The 18,437-nt window shown below is 63.6% G+C and carries 23 protein-coding genes; 7 read left to right on the forward strand and 16 right to left on the reverse strand.

The features are described from left to right. Positions 1-46: 46 nt before the first annotated feature. Genes ABLE86_RS16745 through ABLE86_RS16755 form a run of 3 tightly spaced genes read right to left on the reverse strand, consistent with a single transcriptional unit; the run spans position 47 to position 2,491 of the window. On the reverse strand, positions 47-952 hold the full coding sequence (locus ABLE86_RS16745) for a polysaccharide deacetylase (RefSeq protein ID WP_348780102.1): 906 nt from the start codon (positions 950-952) through the stop codon (positions 47-49). Then, on the reverse strand, positions 949-1,722 hold the full coding sequence (locus ABLE86_RS16750; protein WP_348780103.1) for an SDR family NAD(P)-dependent oxidoreductase: 774 nt from the start codon (positions 1,720-1,722) through the stop codon (positions 949-951). Before ABLE86_RS16750 ends, ABLE86_RS16745 begins: the two co-directional genes overlap by 4 nt. A 1-nt stretch (position 1,723) precedes the next feature. Beyond that, complete coding sequence (locus ABLE86_RS16755; RefSeq protein WP_348780104.1) at positions 1,724-2,491, reverse strand: IclR family transcriptional regulator; 768 nt, start codon at positions 2,489-2,491, stop codon at positions 1,724-1,726. 106 nt (positions 2,492-2,597) lie between these two features. Here ABLE86_RS16755 and ABLE86_RS16760 point away from each other — a divergent pair, with 106 nt between their 5' ends. The 4 genes from ABLE86_RS16760 to ABLE86_RS16775 are packed head-to-tail and all read left to right on the forward strand — an operon-like array spanning position 2,598 to position 5,603. Then, positions 2,598-3,347 (forward strand): SDR family NAD(P)-dependent oxidoreductase, encoded by a 750-nt coding sequence (locus ABLE86_RS16760; RefSeq protein ID WP_348780105.1) that lies wholly within the window; start codon positions 2,598-2,600, stop codon positions 3,345-3,347. A gap of 42 nt (positions 3,348-3,389) precedes the next feature. After that, positions 3,390-4,106 (forward strand): ABC transporter permease subunit, encoded by a 717-nt coding sequence (locus ABLE86_RS16765; RefSeq protein WP_348780184.1) that lies wholly within the window; start codon positions 3,390-3,392, stop codon positions 4,104-4,106. Then, on the forward strand, positions 4,106-4,825 hold the full coding sequence (locus ABLE86_RS16770) for an ABC transporter permease (protein WP_348780106.1): 720 nt from the start codon (positions 4,106-4,108) through the stop codon (positions 4,823-4,825). The genes ABLE86_RS16765 and ABLE86_RS16770 overlap by 1 nt, the downstream gene beginning before the upstream one ends. After that, entirely contained in the window at positions 4,818-5,603 is a 786-nt protein-coding gene (locus ABLE86_RS16775) for an ATP-binding cassette domain-containing protein (protein WP_348780107.1), read from the forward strand. Before ABLE86_RS16770 ends, ABLE86_RS16775 begins: the two co-directional genes overlap by 8 nt. A 108-nt stretch (positions 5,604-5,711) precedes the next feature. Here the strand turns inward: ABLE86_RS16775 and ABLE86_RS16780 are convergent, their stop codons facing one another. The 6 genes from ABLE86_RS16780 to ABLE86_RS16805 all read right to left on the reverse strand — a co-directional run bounded on the left by ABLE86_RS16780 (position 5,712) and on the right by ABLE86_RS16805 (position 10,321). Beyond that, positions 5,712-6,143: a type II 3-dehydroquinate dehydratase gene (locus tag ABLE86_RS16780; protein ID WP_348780108.1), complete on the reverse strand. Its 432-nt coding sequence runs from the start codon at positions 6,141-6,143 to the stop codon at positions 5,712-5,714. A 17-nt stretch (positions 6,144-6,160) separates the two neighbouring features. After that, positions 6,161-7,462, reverse strand: a complete 1,302-nt coding sequence (locus ABLE86_RS16785) for a TRAP transporter large permease (protein WP_348780109.1) — start codon at positions 7,460-7,462, stop codon at positions 6,161-6,163. After that, entirely contained in the window at positions 7,459-7,977 is a 519-nt protein-coding gene (locus tag ABLE86_RS16790; RefSeq protein WP_348780110.1) for a TRAP transporter small permease subunit, read from the reverse strand. The genes ABLE86_RS16785 and ABLE86_RS16790 overlap by 4 nt, the downstream gene beginning before the upstream one ends. Before the next feature lie 163 nt (positions 7,978-8,140). Continuing rightward, on the reverse strand, positions 8,141-9,127 hold the full coding sequence (dctP, locus tag ABLE86_RS16795) for a TRAP transporter substrate-binding protein DctP (RefSeq protein WP_348780111.1): 987 nt from the start codon (positions 9,125-9,127) through the stop codon (positions 8,141-8,143). A gap of 46 nt (positions 9,128-9,173) precedes the next feature. Next, complete coding sequence (locus ABLE86_RS16800; protein ID WP_348780112.1) at positions 9,174-9,416, reverse strand: hypothetical protein; 243 nt, start codon at positions 9,414-9,416, stop codon at positions 9,174-9,176. Then, positions 9,413-10,321, reverse strand: coding sequence for a shikimate dehydrogenase (locus ABLE86_RS16805; protein WP_348780113.1), 909 nt, complete (start codon positions 10,319-10,321; stop codon positions 9,413-9,415). The genes ABLE86_RS16800 and ABLE86_RS16805 overlap by 4 nt, the downstream gene beginning before the upstream one ends. A 159-nt stretch (positions 10,322-10,480) precedes the next feature. On the opposite strand from ABLE86_RS16805, the gene ABLE86_RS16810 reads away from it, so the two are divergent. Beyond that, the gene (locus ABLE86_RS16810; RefSeq protein ID WP_348780114.1) at positions 10,481-11,161 is read left to right on the forward strand and encodes a TetR/AcrR family transcriptional regulator; all 681 of its coding nucleotides are present in this window, start codon (positions 10,481-10,483) and stop codon (positions 11,159-11,161) included. A gap of 106 nt (positions 11,162-11,267) precedes the next feature. Here ABLE86_RS16810 and ABLE86_RS16815 read toward each other — a convergent pair whose 3' ends face one another. From ABLE86_RS16815 to ABLE86_RS16835, 5 genes are all read right to left on the reverse strand, one after another. Further along, positions 11,268-12,080 (reverse strand): anti-sigma factor, encoded by an 813-nt coding sequence (locus tag ABLE86_RS16815; protein WP_348780115.1) that lies wholly within the window; start codon positions 12,078-12,080, stop codon positions 11,268-11,270. Continuing rightward, positions 12,073-12,633: a sigma-70 family RNA polymerase sigma factor gene (locus ABLE86_RS16820; RefSeq protein WP_348780116.1), complete on the reverse strand. Its 561-nt coding sequence runs from the start codon at positions 12,631-12,633 to the stop codon at positions 12,073-12,075. The genes ABLE86_RS16815 and ABLE86_RS16820 overlap by 8 nt, the downstream gene beginning before the upstream one ends. 40 nt (positions 12,634-12,673) lie before the next feature. After that, positions 12,674-13,012: a cupredoxin family copper-binding protein gene (locus ABLE86_RS16825; protein WP_348780117.1), complete on the reverse strand. Its 339-nt coding sequence runs from the start codon at positions 13,010-13,012 to the stop codon at positions 12,674-12,676. A gap of 38 nt (positions 13,013-13,050) precedes the next feature. Then, entirely contained in the window at positions 13,051-14,004 is a 954-nt protein-coding gene (locus ABLE86_RS16830; RefSeq protein WP_348780118.1) for a metallophosphoesterase, read from the reverse strand. Between the two features lie 128 nt (positions 14,005-14,132). Then, complete coding sequence (locus tag ABLE86_RS16835) at positions 14,133-14,765, reverse strand: alpha/beta family hydrolase (protein WP_348780119.1); 633 nt, start codon at positions 14,763-14,765, stop codon at positions 14,133-14,135. 157 nt (positions 14,766-14,922) lie between these two features. On the opposite strand from ABLE86_RS16835, the gene ABLE86_RS16840 reads away from it, so the two are divergent. Both ABLE86_RS16840 and ABLE86_RS16845 read left to right on the forward strand, forming a co-directional pair. Further along, complete coding sequence (locus ABLE86_RS16840; RefSeq protein ID WP_348780120.1) at positions 14,923-15,264, forward strand: MliC family protein; 342 nt, start codon at positions 14,923-14,925, stop codon at positions 15,262-15,264. Positions 15,265-15,415: 151 nt separating this feature from the next. Further along, positions 15,416-15,895: a VOC family protein gene (locus ABLE86_RS16845; RefSeq protein WP_348780121.1), complete on the forward strand. Its 480-nt coding sequence runs from the start codon at positions 15,416-15,418 to the stop codon at positions 15,893-15,895. A gap of 79 nt (positions 15,896-15,974) precedes the next feature. Here the strand turns inward: ABLE86_RS16845 and egtD are convergent, their stop codons facing one another. Then, positions 15,975-16,982, reverse strand: a complete 1,008-nt coding sequence (gene egtD, locus ABLE86_RS16850; RefSeq protein WP_348780185.1) for an L-histidine N(alpha)-methyltransferase — start codon at positions 16,980-16,982, stop codon at positions 15,975-15,977. Between the two features lie 13 nt (positions 16,983-16,995). After that, positions 16,996-18,261: an ergothioneine biosynthesis protein EgtB gene (gene egtB, locus ABLE86_RS16855; protein ID WP_348780122.1), complete on the reverse strand. Its 1,266-nt coding sequence runs from the start codon at positions 18,259-18,261 to the stop codon at positions 16,996-16,998. Positions 18,262-18,437: the final 176 nt, after the last annotated feature.

The following is an 18,437-nucleotide window of genomic DNA, read 5'->3' on the forward strand; positions in this document are numbered from 1 at the left end:
CCGTGATGGGCCGAGCCCCCAGGCCGGCGAAAGCTGCGCCTCGCCCTTACGGACAGCACGCCTTGGCGTGGCGCACCACATCGGCATGCGTTGCAAACCAGACATCCTTATGTATGCGGATATGGGAAATGAGTTCCCTCAGGAGCCAGATGCGCGAGCGGTGGCCGATTATGTCGGGATGCATGGTGAGCTGGAAAATGCCTCCCTCCTCGTAGGCGGCATCGAATTCCCGCAGGAAGATCTTCAGAATGTCGTGCGGAGCGATCTGTGGCCGCAATCCGCCCCAGCGGTCCATGACCAGATAGGCGGCGTCGTCGCGAATCCACTCGACCGGCAGTTCGATCACGCCGCAAGGCTCGCCGTTCAGCAACAGCTCATAGCAGTCCACATCGGCCATCAGTGAGGAATCGTAAAGCAACCCCATGTCCGCTGTGATCTGCAGCGTATTCTCGCTGAAATCCCACGAGGGCGTGCGGATGCCGACCGGGCGAACGCCGGTGATCTTCTCCAGCGTGTCGGCGGCGCGAAACTGCAGGTCGCGTTCGGTTGCCGCATCCAGCAGCGTGTTGCGCTCATGGATCCAGCCATGCAGCCCGATTTCATGCCCTTCGGCGATCAATGCCCGCTGTTCGTCCGGATAGTGGATTGCCGAAATTGCCGGCACGAAGAACGTGGCGGGGATGGCCTCGCGCGACAGAATCTGGCGAATTCGCGGGATGCCCTGTCGCGGACCGAACTGGCCTTGCGAAAGCGCCGAAATCGACCGGCCGCCGTCGCGCAGCTCGAACGTGTCGTGGTCGGAATCGAACGACAATGCAACCGCGCACCGGGCGCCACCCGGCCAGGAGGCGGGCTTCAGCGTTCTCCCCGCCCGGGCTCGGTTCATGATGGTTTGCAGGCGCTCTTCGGGCCAGGTCCAGGTCGCAAGCGGCGCGTTGGGATCGGTCGTCATGCCACGGGGCCTCCGCTGACGGAAAGGGTCTGGCCGGTGATCCAGCTTGCAAAGGGCGATGCCAGGAAAAGCACGGCGTTGGAAATGTCCTCGGGGCGGCCGATGCGGCGAAGCGGGATTTCGTCGATCATCGCCTGCTGGCCCTCGTCGCCATAGGAAGCCCACTGGCGCTCGTAATCGGGACTGGTGCGCAGGAAGCCCGGCGCAACGGCATTGACGTTGATGCCGAAGGGTCCAAGCTCATGGCCGAGCTGGCGGGCGAGACTGATGAGCGCGGCCTTGGCGCTTGCATAGGCCTGGATGCCGGTCAGGCTCACTCCGATGCCGGCTCCGCTGGAGATGAATACGAGCTTGCCCGCACGACGCTTCTTCATCGCCGGCACCACGGCGCGCGCAACCATGAACGCACCACGCACATTGACGTCGTAGATGCTGTCCCAATCGGCGGCCGGAACGTCCTCGACCGGCTTCTTGGTCTGGCCGAGCACACCGCCCGCGACATGGACAAATATATCGAACCCGCCCTTCGCGTCCTCAGTTGCGATCAACTGCGTGATCTGTGCCTCGTCCGTGACATCCAGGCAGGCGGTGGAAATCGAACCGCCACGGGCGGGACGGGTTTCGTCGGCCAGCCTTTGCAGTTCCGCCTCGTTGACGTCGGTTGCCAGCACCGCCGCGCCATCCGCGGCGAACGCTTCGCAGATCGCGCGGCCGATGCCACGCGCGGCACCGGTCACAAGGACGCGCTTTCCTTCGAACTGAATATCCATTTCACTGCTTTTCCGTTGCTGGGGGCTTGTAGCCGAGGCGATAGCTGAGCTCGGCTGCGCTGCGGATCACGGCGTCGATCATCCGGCTGCGAGATGCGGCGAAGCGGGGCGAAATCGTCGCGATATTGAGGGCGGCAATCACCTCGCCGGTGGAATCGCGCACCGGGGCGGCAACGCCGGAGCCACCGGCGACCGCTTCCTCGTCGCTGATGGCATAGCCATCGACGCGGGCGCTTTCGATGATCCTCCGGATCTGGACGCGGTCGATGATCGTGCGGTCGGTGATCTGCACGATGCGTTCCTTGCACAGATAGGACGCGGTCCTTTCCGGGGCCCAATGGGCCAGCAGAACTCGGCCCATGGCGGTGCAAAAGGCGGGATCGGAGCCCGTCAGATCGGAATCGAAGCGCACCGCCTGGTGACTGACGCTCTTGGCGAGCAGCTTGACGCGCCCGTCCTTGCGGCGGGCGCCCAGGAACACCGTCTCGCCTTCGCCGTCACGCAAGGCATCCATGATCGGTTGCGCGGCGGCGATCAGTTGCGCGTCACGGCCGCTGGACCAGCCGGGCCCGTTTCGAAAGGCGTCATGGATGCGATATGCTTCCCCCTCGTCCCGCGTGACGTAAGCGCGCGAGACGAGCGTCGCCAGCAGATTGAACGTGCTGCTTTTGGGATAGCCGAGTTCCGAAACGATGGTTTTCAGCGTCAGCGGCTTCGAAGAGCGCGCCAGAAGCTCCAGAATCTCCAGGACCCGGACGGCGGATTTCACTTCAGAGTCATTTAGGCTGTTCATATATGTGAACGAAATTCCTGTTGAAGAATGCCTAGGCAGCCATACCATGCTCCCGCTATGTTGAAAAGGAGCAGATTTGCACATGGACGCAGTACATAAGGTTGCCATTGTCACCGGCGCGGCGCGCGGCATTGGCAAGGCGTGCGCGCTGGATCTGGCGCGTGCCGGATATCATATCGCGCTGGTCGATCTGCTTGAACAGGAACTGTCCGACACTGCTGCCGAAATATCCAGCCTTGGCGTTCGCACGCTCACATTCGTGGCCGATGTTTCAAGCTATAAGCGAGCCGGCGAAGTGGTCGAGGCGACGGTCGCCGAGTTCGGCCGCGTCGACTTCCTGCTGAACAATGCCGGGCGCTCCGCGCCTGTCGGCATCCTCGATATTTCCGAAGAGGATTTCGACCGCGCTATCGCGATCAACCTGAAAAGCTGCTTCAACTACATCCAGCACACTGCACCCCACATGCTGAAGCAGGGTGGTGGACGCATCGTGTCGATGTCGTCGCTGAACGCGCTTTCCGGAGGCGTGACGGCGGCCGTGAGCAAGTTTGCCTATGCCGCCGCCAAGGCCGGCATCCTGGGCATGACCCGTGCGCTGGCAAAGGAATTGGGCCCGCATATTGCCGTCAACGCGATCTGCCCCGGCGTCATCCGCACGGAGATCGACACCAACGTGACCGACCGGGCCGACGAAGTCATCAAGGGCATTGCGCTTGGCCGGCTTGGCTGCGCGGACGACGTGGCGCGGCTGGTGACCTTCCTCGCGACGTCGGAGCCCTGCTTCATGACCGGTCAGGCGCTGACCGTCGACGGCTTCCAGTTCAACATGTAAGCCGTCTCCCACGCGCCGACGCGAGACAAGGATGAGCAGATGATGGACTTTCTAGGCCTGCTGAGCTTCGGCCCCGAGGGTTGGGGCCTGTCACTGCTCTCCGCCTCGCTCGTGACCATTGCGGTCGCAGCCTGCGGCTTTTTCATCGGCATCGTCATCGGCGGGTTCATCGCCTGGGCAAAGCTCGCGGGCGGTGTGACGCTGCGGGTCGGCGCCGACGCTTACACAACCGTGCTTCGCGGCGTGCCCGACCTCCTGGTGATCTATCTCTTCTATTTCGGCGGAAGCCTGCTGGTCACCAGCGTATTCAATGCCCTGGGGCATGCGGGCTTCGTGGGCGTGCACCCGTTCGTTGCGGGCGCAAGCGCCATCGGCGTCGTCTCCGGCGCCTATCAGGCCGAGGTTTTCCGCGGTGCATTCCGCGCCCTGTCCAAAGGTGAGATCGAGGCCGGAAAATCCGTCGGCATGAGCCGCTTTCTGCTTTTTCGACGGATCATCGCGCCGCAGGTTCTGCAGCACGCGCTGCCCGGCATCGGCAATGTCTGGCAGATGGCGCTGAAGGAGTCGGCCCTGATTTCGGTGACCGGCCTGGTGGAACTTCTGCGCCAATCGCAGATCGCCGCCGGCTCGACGCGCAAACCCTTCGAATTCTATCTCGTCGCCGGCGCCATCTTCCTGTTCATCACCTGGGTGTCGCAGCATATCTTTGAACGGCTTGAAAGACGCGCGTCCCGCAGCCTTCCGCAGGAGGCCTCGTGATGGATCCGATCTTCATTCGCGACACCTTCCTGGAACTGCTGTCGGGCATTCCGCTAACCCTGCAGCTGACATTCGTCGCCTTTGCGCTCGGAACGGTCATTGCCATCCTGATGGCCCTGATGCGGATGTCGCGCATCAGGGCTCTGGAGGCCTTCGCGCGCGGATATGTCTTCGTGCTGCGCGGCACGCCGCTGCTCGTGCAGATATTCCTGATCTATTATGGCCTCGGGCAGTTCCGGCCCACCCTCCAATATCTCGGCCTGTGGCAGTTCTTCCGCGATCCCTACTGGTGCGCGATCCTGGCCCTGTCGCTGAACAGCGCGGCTTATGGCAGCGAAATCCTGCGTGGCGGGCTGCGCTCCGTCCCGATGCGTGAAATCGAGGCGGCGCGCGCCTGCGGCATGTCCGGCCTCTTGCTCTATCGCCGCATCATCATGCCGATCGCGCTTCGACAGGCCCTTCCAGCCTATGGCAACGAGCTTATCCTCATGGTGAAGGCAACCTCGCTTGCTTCCACCATCACGCTGATGGAAGTGACGGGAATTGCCGCCAGGCTCATCGCATCCAGCTATCGGCCGGTCGAAGTCTTTATCGCCGCGGGCGCGATCTATCTGATCATCAATTTCGTGCTGACGCGTGCCATTTCCCTGCTTGACTGGTGGCTGACGCCGCATCTTCGCGGGCCCTCGCCGGCAAAAATGGAGAACAGGAATGGTTGACCGGGCACCGACGCAATCCGTCATTTCCCTTCGCAATCTGCGCAAGAATTTTGGCGGCCTGGAAGTCCTCAAGGGGATCTCATTGGAAGCGAGGAAGGGCGAAGTCATTGCGATCCTGGGATCGTCAGGATCGGGCAAGAGCACCATGCTGCGCTGCATCAACATGCTGGAACTGCCAAGTTCCGGCGAGGTGGTGATCGGCGGCGAAGCGGTGAAGCTGAAGCGACAAGGCGACGGGCTGGCGATTGCCGACCAGCGCCAGATCGACAAGATTCGCTCCCGTGTCGCCATGGTGTTCCAGAGCTTCAATCTCTGGTCCCACATGACGATCCTCGAAAATCTCATCGAGGCGCCGATCCACGTTCAGGGCCGCCCACGACAAGAATGCATCAAGGAGGCCGAAGCGCTTCTGGACAAGGTCGGCATCGGCGACAAGGCCGGTGCCTACCCGTCCCATCTTTCGGGAGGGCAGCAGCAACGCGCGGCAATCGCCCGGGCGCTTGCGATGCATCCCGACGTCATGCTGTTCGACGAGCCCACTTCCGCGCTCGATCCCGAACGGGTTGGCGAGGTGCTGAAGGTCATGCGCGCACTTGCCGAAGAGGGACGCACGATGCTGGTGGTGACCCATGAAATGGGTTTCGCCCGCGAGGTCGCCAGCCGGGTCATATTCCTTCACGAAGGCCGCATCGAAGAGGATGGCCCCGCTCACGAGGTCTTCAGCAACCCCAAGTCCGAGCGCTTCCGCAAGTTCATCGCCACCACGCAGCATAGCTGACATCGTTCGATCATTGCGGTAGTCGCCCTTGACCAGGCGAGCGCTCCCTGGCGTGCAGCCTCGCTCGCCTCAAGCTGCAGCGAGCTGGTTTCGCCATAAGGGGGCTGGCTAGCTGTCGATGTGGTCCAGGAGCCACCGGACGGCCAGCGGATACCCGCTGGCGCCGAGACCGGCGATGACCGCGGTCGCCACTTTCGACACAAGCGAGTGGTGGTAGATCTCCTCGCGCCGGTGGATGTTGGAGATGTGCAGCTCCACGATCGGGCCCGGGAACATCTTGAGCGCATCGAGCAGCGGGATCGAGCGGAAGCTCAGGCCGGCCGGGTTGATGAGTATGGCGCAGCCGTCGTCGATCGCCTCGTGGACCCAATCCACGAGCTGGTGCTCGGCATTCGACTGATGGAAGCGCAGCGGCACTGCGCCGGCTGCCTCCCGGCACATCGCCTCGATCTCGGCGAGCGTCGTGCGCCCATAGATCTCGGGCTCGCGCTTGCCCAGCCGATTGAGATTGGGACCGTTGATGACGAAGACGGGTTTCATCGGCAAATCCTTTCCGGTCAGCCCTGGTAGCCGAACAGGCGCGGCAGCCACAGCACCGTTTCGGGGAAGAAGGTGATGATGATCAGCGATGCGATCATCGTGTAGAGGAACGGCAGCACGTCGCGCACGATGTCCCGCAACGGCACCTTGGCGATGTGGACCATGATGAACAGCAGCAGGCCGTAGGGCGGCGTGACGAGCCCCAGCATGATGTTGACCACGCACATCACACCGAAATGGACGAGGTCGATCCCGAGCGCCTGTGCCGTCGGAATGAGCACCGGAAGGATCACCAGAATGATCGTCGTGCCTTCCAGGACGCAGCCAAGCAGCAGCAGGATGATATTGACGAGGATCAGGAAGCCGGTGGGCGACAGATCCCATGATTGCAGGACGACGCTCAGCGACTGCGGGATGTTTTCGACCGTGACCACATAGTTGAACACCAGGGCGCCGGCGATCAGCATGCCGATGGAGGCCGTGGTACGGGCGCTGGCGAGCACCGAATTGTAGAAGTCGCCGAAGCTGACGCTGCGATACAGCACCACCGAGATAATCAGGGCATAGGCAGCCGCGACGGCTGCCGCCTCGGTCGGCGTCGTCACGCCGGAATAGATGCCGCCGAGCAGGACCAACGGCATGAGGAGCGCCGGCAGGGCCCGCACCGTTATGCCCGGAAGCTCGCGCACCGGCGTCGGAGGCTCCACCGGAAAGTTCCGCGTCCTCGAATGGATGGCAACGAGAAGCATCTGGAACCCGGCCATCAGAAGTCCCGGCACTACCCCGGCCAGGAACAGGTAGCCGATCGAAGCGTCGGAGACGAGCGCGTAGATGATCATCGGGATCGAGGGCGGGATGATCGGGCCGATCACGGCTGTAGCCGCCGTCAGCGCGGCGGCGTAGCTCGCGGGGTATTTGCCGTCCGCCGTCATCATGTTCTGCATGATCTTGCCGGATCCGGCAGCGTCGGCGATGGCCGATCCCGACATGCCGGCGAAGATGATCGACTGCAGCACGTTCACCTGCGCCAGACCGCCCCGAAACCGGCCGACGAAGGCATTGCAGAAGACCATCAGGCGATCGGTCATCGAGCCGATGTTCATCAGCTCCGCCGCGAGGATGAAGAGCGGAACGGCCAGGATGATGTAATTGGAATACATCCCGTTCAGGAACTGCTCGGCGACGGTGCCCATGTCGAGACCCGCCAGCAGCAGATAGAGGACCGACCCGGCAATCATGGCGTGGCCGACCGGCAAGCCGTTGAGCGCGAGCACGGTGATTGCAACGATGGAGAGGGAAAAGGGGCTCGCGAGGTTCATATGCCGGACTGCGCCTTGGTTGGGTCGAACTCTTCGGGAGCCTCGCCCCGCAGAACCTGCCAGGACAGCCAGATGTAGCGCGCGATGATCGCGATCACGAAGATGACGTAGATGGAGAACACCCAGTCGAAACGGAGCTTCAGGTAGGCGGTCTTCTCGACGCGCATGAAGGCGACATAGTCGAGGACGGCCGGGAACGAGATGCCGTAGAGTGCAATCAGCGAAATGGCGCTGATGAGGAACATCGCGCTGCGCGTGCGGGCACCGACCGATGCGTAGATGAGGTCGAACCGCATCTCCTCTTCTTCCTTCACGACGAAGGCAGCGCCGAACAGCACGATCCATATCCAGAGGATCGCGCTGAGCTCGTTGGTCCAGCCGGTCGGCCAGTTCAACACGTAGCGGAAGACGATCTGCAGCAGGAAGGCGAAGAACATCGTCGCCAGCATCGCCATCAAGATGTCTTCCGCGCGCCGGTACAGCCAAGCGCCAAGCGCCGCGAAACCTGTTTCCACTTATCCCCTCCCCCAGGACCGGATGGATGGCCACCGGCGGCATGCCGGCGGCCCTGGCACATCAGAGCGGGCGGGAGCACCGATGGAATCGGTGCTCCCGCTCCAGCTCTTTGTTTTCGCATCGGATTTCCCGAAAGCGGCGTCCACTTTCGGGTCCGATGCTCTAGAGCGCGTTGATCTTGTCGACCATGCCTTCCGGCCATTCCTTGGCGAGGTCGGAGGCCAGGTACTTCTCCTGGACACTCTCGCGGAAGGCGGCGACGTCCGGCTCGTAGATCTTCAGGCCCTTCGCCTTGAAATTCTCGACCAGCTCCTTCTCATGGGCGAGATGCTTCTCGGTCGAGAAGTCGATGGCCTTGTCGGCTGCGGCCTGGAAGCGCGCCTGCTTCTCCGCGCCCATCTCGTCCCAGACCTTCTTCGAGACGACGAGAAGGTCGAAGCCGACCAGATGCGAGGTCAGCACGATCTGCGACATGACCTCGTAGAACTTCATGTTCTCGACATTGGGCAGCGGGTTGTCCTGGCCGTCGATGGCGCCGGTCTGCAGGCCCGTATAGACCTCGGCATAAGCCATCGGCGTCGGATTGGCGCCGAGCGCCTCGCCGAGGAACTGCCAGGCGTCGCCGCCGGGCATGCGCAGCTTGATGCCGGCCATGTCGGCAGGCGTCTTGATCTCTTTCTCGGGCTTCAGGCCGACCTGGCGCACACCGAAATAGGTCGGGCCCAGGATCACGATGCCGAGCTGGTCTTCGGCCATCTTCTTCATCTCCGCGCCCGCCTCGCTGGCGAAGAAGGCTTTCAGGTGCGCCGCGTCGCGGAAGAGATAGCCGGCAGTCAGGATCGACCAGGCCGGGATCTGCTTGGAGATATCCTGCGGCGCGATATTGCCCATTTCCAGATTGCCGCGCTGCAGCGCCACGAGCTCCGTGCCCTGCTTGAACAGGTTGCCGCCGTAATAGCCCTCGAAGGCGAAGTCGTCCTTGATGGCGTCGTCGAACATCTTCATCATCTCGGCGCGAATGTCCTGCTCCGAGAAGACGGCGGAGAAGCGCAACTTGGGCTTGTCCTGCGCGAGCGCCGGAACGGCACTCGCGAGGGCAAGGGCTGCGGCTCCTGCCAGCGCCTGGCGGCGTGTGATATCAAATGTCATTGGCAATACCTCCCTGTTGCCGTTCCCGTCTTTCGACGCGCCCCCCTCAGAGCGCGTTGATTTTCTCCAGCATGCCTTCCGGCCAGTCTTTCGACAGCGGAGATTCCATATAATTGATATTCGATAAGGCGCTGAATGCAGCGACCAGCTCGGCTTCCTGCCCGATGTATTCGGCGTCGCTCGAGGCAAACGCGTCCATGGTGCCGATCCAGAGCCGCCCGTGATTGAGCCTGTTGTCGAGGCGCGTCTCGACGGTGGCGACGCGGGCGGGAGACACTGAGCCGGTCATGCCGCCGCCTCGAAATGGCCCGCCATTGCCTGGCGGTCGGGCGCAACGCCCGTGAAGAGCTCGAAGGCGCGCACGGCCTGGTAGACAGCCATGCCGGTGCCGGCCAGCGTGCGGCAGCCGAGCGCGCGGGCGCGGCGCAGAAGCTCGGTCTCTTCCGGGAAATAGACGATTTCGGCCACCCATTGCCGCGGCGAAAGAAGGTCGGCCGGGAACGGCGTACCCGGATATTTGGCCATGCCGATCGGCGTGGTGTTCACGATGCCGCCGGCGGCGGCGACCGCAGCCGCCGCGTCACGGGAGGCGATGATGCGACCGGCCGCGCGGGATGCCATCCTCCGGGCGAGGTCCTCGGCCCTCGCCGCCTCCGTGTCGATGACGACGAGCTCGTCCGCGCCGAGCCCGTCGAGCGCGTAGGCGACCGCCGCACCCGCCCCGCCGGCGCCGAACAGGGCGATCGTCCGCATGGCCGAGCCGGCCATGGTCTCTCGAAAGCTCTCCCTGAACCCCCAGGCGTCAGTGTTGTGCCCGACCTTGCGCCCTTCGCGGAACACGACCGTGTTGACCGCGCCGATGGCGAACGCCTCCGGTGACAGATCATCCAGCGAAGGCATGATGGCCTGCTTGAACGGGTGGGTGACGTTCACGCCCTGGAAGCCGGCCGCTTGCGCCGCGTCCAGAACATCGCCGACCGCCGCATCGGGCAGCGCCAGCATGTCGAAGTCGAGGAGGAGATAGGCGTAGTCGATGCCGAGGCGCCTTGCCTCACGCTCGTGCATGCCCGGCGTGCGGGAGGACTGGATGCCGCGGCCGAGCAGGCCCACGACGACACAGTCCTCGCCCGGCCTAGGCGTGCCACGATGCCCGGCCGCAATCTGCCCGAGCCGGTCGACAAGGCTGTCGGCCATTCCAGTCCTCTCCTCCCGGTCATGCCGCAGGCGGCTGCAGCGCCGCACTTGTGCTTGCGCGGGCGCCGCCGCTATGACAGGGGCACCTGCGGGCTGGATGATGTACGAACTAGATAGTACAGTCAATCACCCGACCTACGTAGAGGCATCCGAGAACCCATGACCGTCGCGAAAGATGAGAAATCCAGACCCGAAGCCGGTGGGGGCCGCGTGCCGGATCCGGAAGGAACGCGGCGGAACATACTGGAGATCGCCTCGCGCGAGTTCGCCCTCAACGGCCTGTCGGGAGCTCGCATCGACGAGATCGCCGCACGCACGCGCTTCAGCAAGCGCATGATCTATTATTATTTCGGCGACAAGGAGGGCCTCTACCTGCGCGCGCTGGAGGAGGCCTACAGGCAGGTGCGCGAGGGCGAGGCGCAACTCGACATAGAAGGCCTGCCGCCGGTGGCCGCCCTGACGCGCCTTGTCGAGTTCACCTTCGAGCATCACCACCAGCACGAGGATTTCATCCGCATGGTGATGATCGAGAACATCCACCACGGTCAGTACCTGAAGCAGTCGGACGCCATCCGCGACCTCAACGTAACGGCCATCGACCACATCTCGCGCATCTACTCGCGCGGCGTGGCCGAGGGGATCTTCCGCCCCGGGCTCGACCCGGTCGAACTGCACTGGCAGGTCAGCGCACTCTGCTTCTTCAACGTCTCCAACCGGGCCACTTTCTCGATGATTTTCGGACGCGACTTCGGCGCACCGGAGCAGCTTGAACGTCTCAAGAAGAACACCGTCGAGATGATGCTGCGTTTCGTTGCCAAAGACGACCCTTCCCCCGCATAGTCCCGGCGTCAGGAGGGCACGCGACGCGGGCCTCGCCATCACGCAGTACCAGCCGTTCCGCGACTTCGAGGGCCTGTCAAACCCAAGTCGCGATCTCGGCGGGATTCTAATCAGGCACGTTCCCGGCGTTACTTCCACCGGCCTTGGTGGCAGTGCGGTAACCGGCGACGAAGCTGTCCAGTTCGGCGCGCTCGAGATCGGACACCGCCCAGTAATCGAAGCCGCTCCCCTTCCAGCTCACCATATTGTAGCCGTCGGCTTCCCTGTCTTCGGGGCCGGAGGTCCCCGTCCCTGCCGGCTGCGCCACCACCGTGATCAGATGCTCGTTGTGGCGGTAGACGAGCGTCGGTACGGTGCGACCGCCAATGACATCGACGCGCCCGCCGACAAGCGCGAAGCCTTTCGCTGCAAGGTCGGGGGCCGGCGGCGAGATACCGATGCGGCCGTCGAGCCAGGGCTTCACCGTATGGCGATCAGACGAGGCGATGTCGACGGGGCTTGCGGCAAGCAGGCTTCGGCGATGGCTGCTCGCCACGAGATCGGCGGTGGTTTCGCGCGGGCCTTGCGCACCCAGCCAATAGCCGCCGCTCCCGGCCGCGATCACGGCGATGAGAAGGGATGCGGCAAGGGCGCGCCAGTCCGCCTGCCAGCCTGGTCGCCGCCGTGGGGACCCGGCAGGCTTGCCAGAAGCACCGACAGCGGCTTCGATCCTGTCGAGCAGTTTCGCGTCGAGTTGCGGGCGTTCGAGCCTGCCGAGCGCCGCGTGCGTGGCGGCAATGGCATCATAGGCCTTGCGCAGCGCCGGCTCATCGGCAATGCGGCGTTCGAGTGCGGCGGCCGAAGCCGCGTCGAGCTCACCGTCGACAAGCGCGTTCAGCAACAGAAGGTCCGTTTCCAGCGGTGTCCTGGCTTCAGCCACGATGGTCCTCCGCAATCGAAGCCGCGAGCAACAGGCGCGCGCGCGACAGGCGTGACATCACCGTGCCGATCGGTACAGACAGCAGATCGGCGATCTCGCGATAGCTCAGATCATTGAATTCGCGCAGCACGAGCACCTCCCGCAGCGGGGCGGGCAATGCGCCGACGGCCTTCTGGACGGCAGCGGCGTCGGCCTTGCGGATAAGTTCAGCCTCGGGCGTCAGGGCTGGAGGGTCGGAAAAGTCCCCCTCCCCCGTCTCGGCCAGCCGATCCAGCTCGTTTTGATCGCCGAGCACCAGCAGCCCTTTCCGCCGGTTCTTCGCCATCCAGGTGAAGGCGGTATTGCGGACGATCGCCAGAAGCCAGGCACGTGGGCGCAGGATCGCACCTTCCCCGAGCGAGGCGAACGCCCTGAGGCAGGCCTCCTGCACGACGTCCTCCGCATCATCGCGATTGCCCGTCAGCCAGCGCGCAAAGACCAGCGCATCCTCAAGATGCGGCACGACCAGTTCCCGGAACCGGATCGTCGGCTGATCTCCACTCAAAGCACTCACGTCCTTGCTGCTGCGCCGGTCGACGGGCCATCGCGGAAGGTCATTTGACGACTATGCTACCCTTCATGAAGGTGTGCAGGCCACAGAAATAGGCAATATTGCCGGATTGAGTGAAAGTCCTGACAAAACTGCCGCCGGTATCGAGCGGCTCGGAGCGGAAGCTGCCGTCGGCCGCCACGATCGTGTGGACCATGTCATCGGAATTGACGAACCGCACCGTGTCGCCACGCTCGATCGTCAACGTCTGCGGCTCGAAGGAGAAATTCGAGATAGTCACCCGTGCCTCCGTTGCGGCAGCCGGGGCAATCGGCTGGGCAAGAAGGGCGACGAACATCGCGGCAAGACCCGCTCGGGGCCCCTTCAGCAGCATGGCAGGCATGGCAATTCCTCCTTTCTTGCGTGTTCATGCGAACCTCCTCATGCAAGGGTGGTGTCGGTGATCGCGAGCCTCTCCTGGCCGACGGTGAAGTCGACCGAGGTCAGGCCCAGCATCGATCGCAACTGGTCGGCGGGAACGATCACGGGGCCGGGTTTGTCGGCCGTGCCGGGCTTCGGCTGCGGAAAGGCCGTCGAGCGCGCCGTGTGAAAGGTCATGTTGCCCTCCACCTTCTGCACGATCTGGTGGATGTGCCCGTTGAGCACGGTCACGGAACCGAAACGCTTCAGGAGCGCGAGCGCCTGTGCGGCATCGTCCGTTCCCCAACCCCATTCCGGATAGATCGACCAGAGCGGGATATGGGCAAAGACGACGATGGGCGTCGAGGCCGAACGGCCGTCGAGATCCTTCTTGAGCCAGGCGAGCTGTTCGGCGCCGAGATTGCCAAGCCCGCCGGCCTTGAGGTCGACGACGTTCACAAGGCCGATGAAGTGGACCCCGCCGAGGTCGAATGAGTGCCAGCCGGCGCCGAGCGTGCCCTTGCCGTAGCGATCGAGATAGGCCCTGCCCTGCCCCGGATCGATCACGTCGTGCTCGCCAGGGACGTAGAAAACATCCAGGCCGGTGCTGCCGATGATGCGTGCAGCGTCGTCGAACTCGCCATCCTTGGAAAGATGGGTGATGTCGCCGGTATGGATCATGAAGGCGGGCTTCACCGGAAGCGCGTTCACCTTGTCGATCGCCTCGGTCAGCGTGTCGACAGCGGTCACCTTGGCTTCCTTGTCGAAGCCGACATGGCTGTCCGAGATCTGCAGGAAGGTCATCGCGCCCTGCGCAGCTTCGGCGGCCTGTGCCGCGTCGAGCAGGCTGAGCGACTTGGGGATGCCGCCCGCAACGGTCCACAGCACACCGGTTCCCGCCCAGACCATGCATTCAAGCGCATGCCTGCGCGTCAGCACAAACCCGGTGCCGGTTTCTTTTTCTTGCTTGGGCATTGTCTTGCTCCTTTCGAACGTGTGTCGTTCGAGCAGAAGACAAACCCAGCCATGCGCTTATTCCGGTCCGGCATTCACTTCGATGTGAGCGGTCTGTCGAAGGCCCACTGTTCGAAACCGGTTACGCATTAACCGATCACCCGCCGTGCCCAGGCCTCGGCCGTGCGTGCGACGGTGGCGAGATGGTCCTCGGCGGAGAAGCCGGAGACCTTCTTGCGCGGCTTGAGATCGTGGTCGCCGTCCTCGAGCCAGAGGATCTCGATCTGGCCGGAGAGATCGTACGACATGACATCCTCTGGGGTTCCGAATGGGTCGCGCGTGCCCTGGCAGATCAGTGTCGGTGCCTTCAGCTCGGCCAGGTGCGCGGTTCGCAACTGTTCAGGCTTCGCAGGCGGATGGAACGGATAGCCGAGGCAGAGAAGCCCGACGATGCTGCCGCTGGCGTGCAGACCATCCGCGACCATGGACGCGACCCGGCCGCCCATCGACTTGCCGCCGATGATCAGCGGCCCGGATGCGCCAAGCTCCCTCACCGCCTCGCGATACTCGCCCTGGAGAAGTTCCGCCCTGGGAGGCGGTTTGCGGCCCCCCTGCCGCCGGGCGGCCATGTACGAAAACTCGAACCGCGCAACGCGAAAACCTGCATTCGCCAGCGCCCGGGCGGCTGCGTCCATGGCAGGAGAGTCCATCGGCGCGCCGGCACCGTGCGCGAGCAAAATGGTAGCGAAGGCGCCGTCCGCGCCGTCGATCAGAAAACGCATGCGGCTCTCCCTGCCTCTCTACATCCACCAGATGTGCTTAGCCTGTCGGCGCCGCGGTGTCGCGGTTTCCGAAAACCTGGATAGAATGAATGATGCCGCGACAATCGCATTCCGGTCCGGCATATGGTTCGTGCACGTTCATAATTGGAGACCATTCATGTCAGCCCTTTGGTTCAGCCTCCCCGTCGCGGTGCTTGTTGCTACGACTGCGCCTGTCGCTGCCGTGGAATTGGACTTGCCCGGTGAGGCGCAACGGATAAGCGCCAGCTATTTGTGTGAGGGCGCCAGAGAGCTCGACATCGAGTTCATCAATGTGGGCACCAACAGCCTCGCCATCATGGATTGGGACGGCCAGAAGGTGGTGATGGCCAATGTGCTTTCAGGCTCCGGGGCGCGCTATGCAGGCGGCCAGTACGAATTCTGGGACAAGGGCGGCAACGCTACGCTGACCGACCTGAGGAGCGATGACACGAACGGGATTGCGTGCAAGCAGAAGTGACCTGGCTCGCGCCGCACCCGGTGAGTGGCCGAACTTGAACCGGGGGCCCGGCTGCTTCCGATGGAGGCTATGAGCTTTCGGGAATTGCTGGCAGGATGGCGCGAGCGCGTGGGAGATCGCGCCGGAACTGGCTTCAACGGGAGGACGAGCAATGGCCGTTGCCAAGAACACGATCTGCCTCTGGTATGACAAGGACGCCGAGGCTGCAGCACGCTTCTATGCCGAGACATTTCCCGACAGCTCGGTGAGCGCCGTCCACCGCGCTCCCAGCGACTACCCTTCCGGCAAGGCGGGCGACGTGCTGACGGTCGAATTCACAGTTGCCGGCATCCCCTGTCTGGGTCTCAATGGCGGGCCCGCGTTCAAACACAACGAGGCCTTCTCATTCCAGATCGCCACCGACGATCAGCAAGAGACCGACCGCTACTGGAACGCCATTGTCGACAATGGCGGCGAGGAAAGCGCCTGCGGTTGGTGCAGGGACAAATGGGGTATCTCCTGGCAAATCACGCCGCGCGTGCTGACAGAGGCGCTGGCTGCTGGTGGCGATGAAGCAAAGCGCGCGTTTGTTGCCATGATGGACATGAAGAAAATCGACGTCGCCGCGATTGAGGCCGCCCGGCGCGGCTGACAGTGACGCGGCCGCCGCCGGCAGGTGGCCTTCCGATCAATCTACCGAACCGAAGGGGCCACGATAGCGATGCTGGGCGTTACAGGCGCCGGGGCTCTGGCTGGTTGCCGGCATCGGCCTCGTTCGCGAGAACATGGATCGAGAACCAGCCATCGCTGTCTGTCCAGACTTTGATGGGCCTCCAACCGGCCCCGCGGGCGAGCGCCCAAAAGGCCTCCACGGTGTATTTATAGCTGTTCTCGGTGTGGATTGTCTCGCCCTCCGCGAAATCAAACGAATGACCGTCCACCGCCACGCGCTGGGCTGCGCGGCTTACGAGATGCATCTCGATGCGCGAATGCCCGCGGTCGAAAAACGCCCGATGCTCGAAAGAACCCAGATCGAAATCGCCGCCGAGCTCCCGGTTGATACGGGCAAGCAGGTTGAGGTTGAAGCGGGCGGTCACGCCGGCAGCGTCGTTATAGGCGGCGTGGAGGACGGCCTCGTTCTTTACGAGGTCAACCCCGACAACCATCACCGCGTCCGTGCCGAGGCTCAGGCCGGCATGATGAAGGAATCCGGCGGCGTCCGGCGGATCGAGATTGCCGATCGTGGAGCCTGGAAAGAAGCCGACCCGCGGCATCGTCCGAACGCTCGTCGGCAGGTCGAAAACTCTCGTGAAGTCGGCGGCGACCGGCAGCACATTCAGGGACGGGAATTCGAGCCGCAAGGCTTGGGCCTGTTCCTCCAGAAACTCGGCGGCGATATCGACCGGCACATAGGTTGAGAGCTCTCTTGCCGCACGCAGGACAATGCGCGTCTTGGCACTCGAACCATTGCCGAATTCAACCAGCGCCCTGCCTGCCGGCAACAGCTCGGCGATCGCCTGGGCGTTCTCGGCGAGGATGCCGCGCTCCACCCGGGTCGGGTAATACTCCGGGAGTTGCGTGATCTCCTCGAAAAGAAGCGAGCCGGGGGTGTCATAGAAATATTTCGAGGGGATGCGCTTCGGCCTTGCCCGGAGGCCCGCCACCACATCGGCCGCGAAATCAAAGGTCGCCCCGACCTCCATTTCGGCAGGGTGGGCGTTTTGTGGGGGGAGCGCCATCATCGCGACATTGTCAGGGGTGATCGACAAGGCGCAGTCCGGTGAATTGCCAGCGCGCCTGGGGGACGAAGAAGTTGCGATAGCTATACCGGGCATGACCTTCCGGCGTGGCAAGCGAACTGCCACGCAGCACCATCTGGTTGACCATGAACTTGCCGTTATATTCACCGAGCGCACCGGGCGCCGCACGATAGCCGGGATAGGGCAGATAGGCGCTGCGCGTCCACTGCCACACCTGGCCGAAGGCGTCGTCGAGCACGCCGCTCTTCGCCGCCACTTCCCATTCCGCTTCGCTCGGGAGATGCTTGCCGGCCCAGCGGGCAAATGCATCAGCTTCATAATAGCTGACGTGGCAGACCGGCAGGTCGGGATCGACGGGCTCGAGACCGGCGAACGTCAATCTGAACCAGGCGCCGTCGACCTCGCGCCAGTAGCCAGGCGCCTTCCACCCTTCCGCCTGGACGGTTGTCCAGCCGTCCGAGAGCCAGAGCGTCGTCGTCTCATAGCCGCCATCGGCCATGAAGTTCATCCACTCGCCATTCGTGACAAGCCGGCGGGCGATCCGCATCGGACCCACCAAGACCCGGTGCGCGGGACCTTCATTGTCATAGCAAAAGCCGTCGCCGCCGTATCCGATCGTGTGGACGCCTTCCGCGAGCTCGGCGAACGCCCCGGCCTTGCCTGCAGTCACCGGCCAGCGCCAGCCGGAATCATATGCCGGCAGCACCGGATTTTGCGCGAAGGCATGCAGGATGTCGGTCAGCATCAGTTCCTGATGCTGCTGCTCATGATGAAGCCCGATCTCCAGAATCGGACATATTGTTGCAAACAGCTCATCGTCGGCCGCGGTGATGAGGGTGCGGACGGCCGCGTCGACATGCTGTCGGTAAGCGGTGACCGTCTCGACATCCGGGCGGGTGATCAGTCCCCGTCTCGGCCGCTCGTGGCGCGGCCCGGCGCTGACGTAATAGGAATTGAACAGGAACGGGAAGCGCTCATCGAAAACGCGGTAGTTGGCCGCGTATGGCATCAGCAGAAACTGCTCGAAGAACCAGGTGACATGCGCGCGATGCCATTTGATCGGGCTTGCATCGGGCATCGACTGAACGAGCTGGTCCTCGGCGGAAAGCGGCGCGGCGCGCCGCTCGGTCTCGGCCCGAACGGCCTCATAGGCTGCCAGCCAGCCGGCGCGCGACGCCGACGCCGATAGCTGCAGGATAGCCGCCGATGTGCCGGGCGGGTCGGATTGCTTTGGCAGGCGAGACGTAGGTGCAGGCATCAGCGCCTCCGGGTCGAGTGAGCGCTTCGGTGATCAGCACATTTACAATGCCGCCGGTGCACGCGGCCGCCGGCGGACTTGCATCAGGGCAGCCGCCCAATCTGTCCGCAATGTGGCCGTTCTCCTCACGACAGCGTGAGGCGGGAGGTGATCTGCGCTGTTCAGCTTCGCGAGCT

This window comes from Mesorhizobium sp. KR2-14 (assembly GCF_040049255.1).
Classification (GTDB): domain Bacteria; phylum Pseudomonadota; class Alphaproteobacteria; order Rhizobiales; family Rhizobiaceae; genus Pseudaminobacter.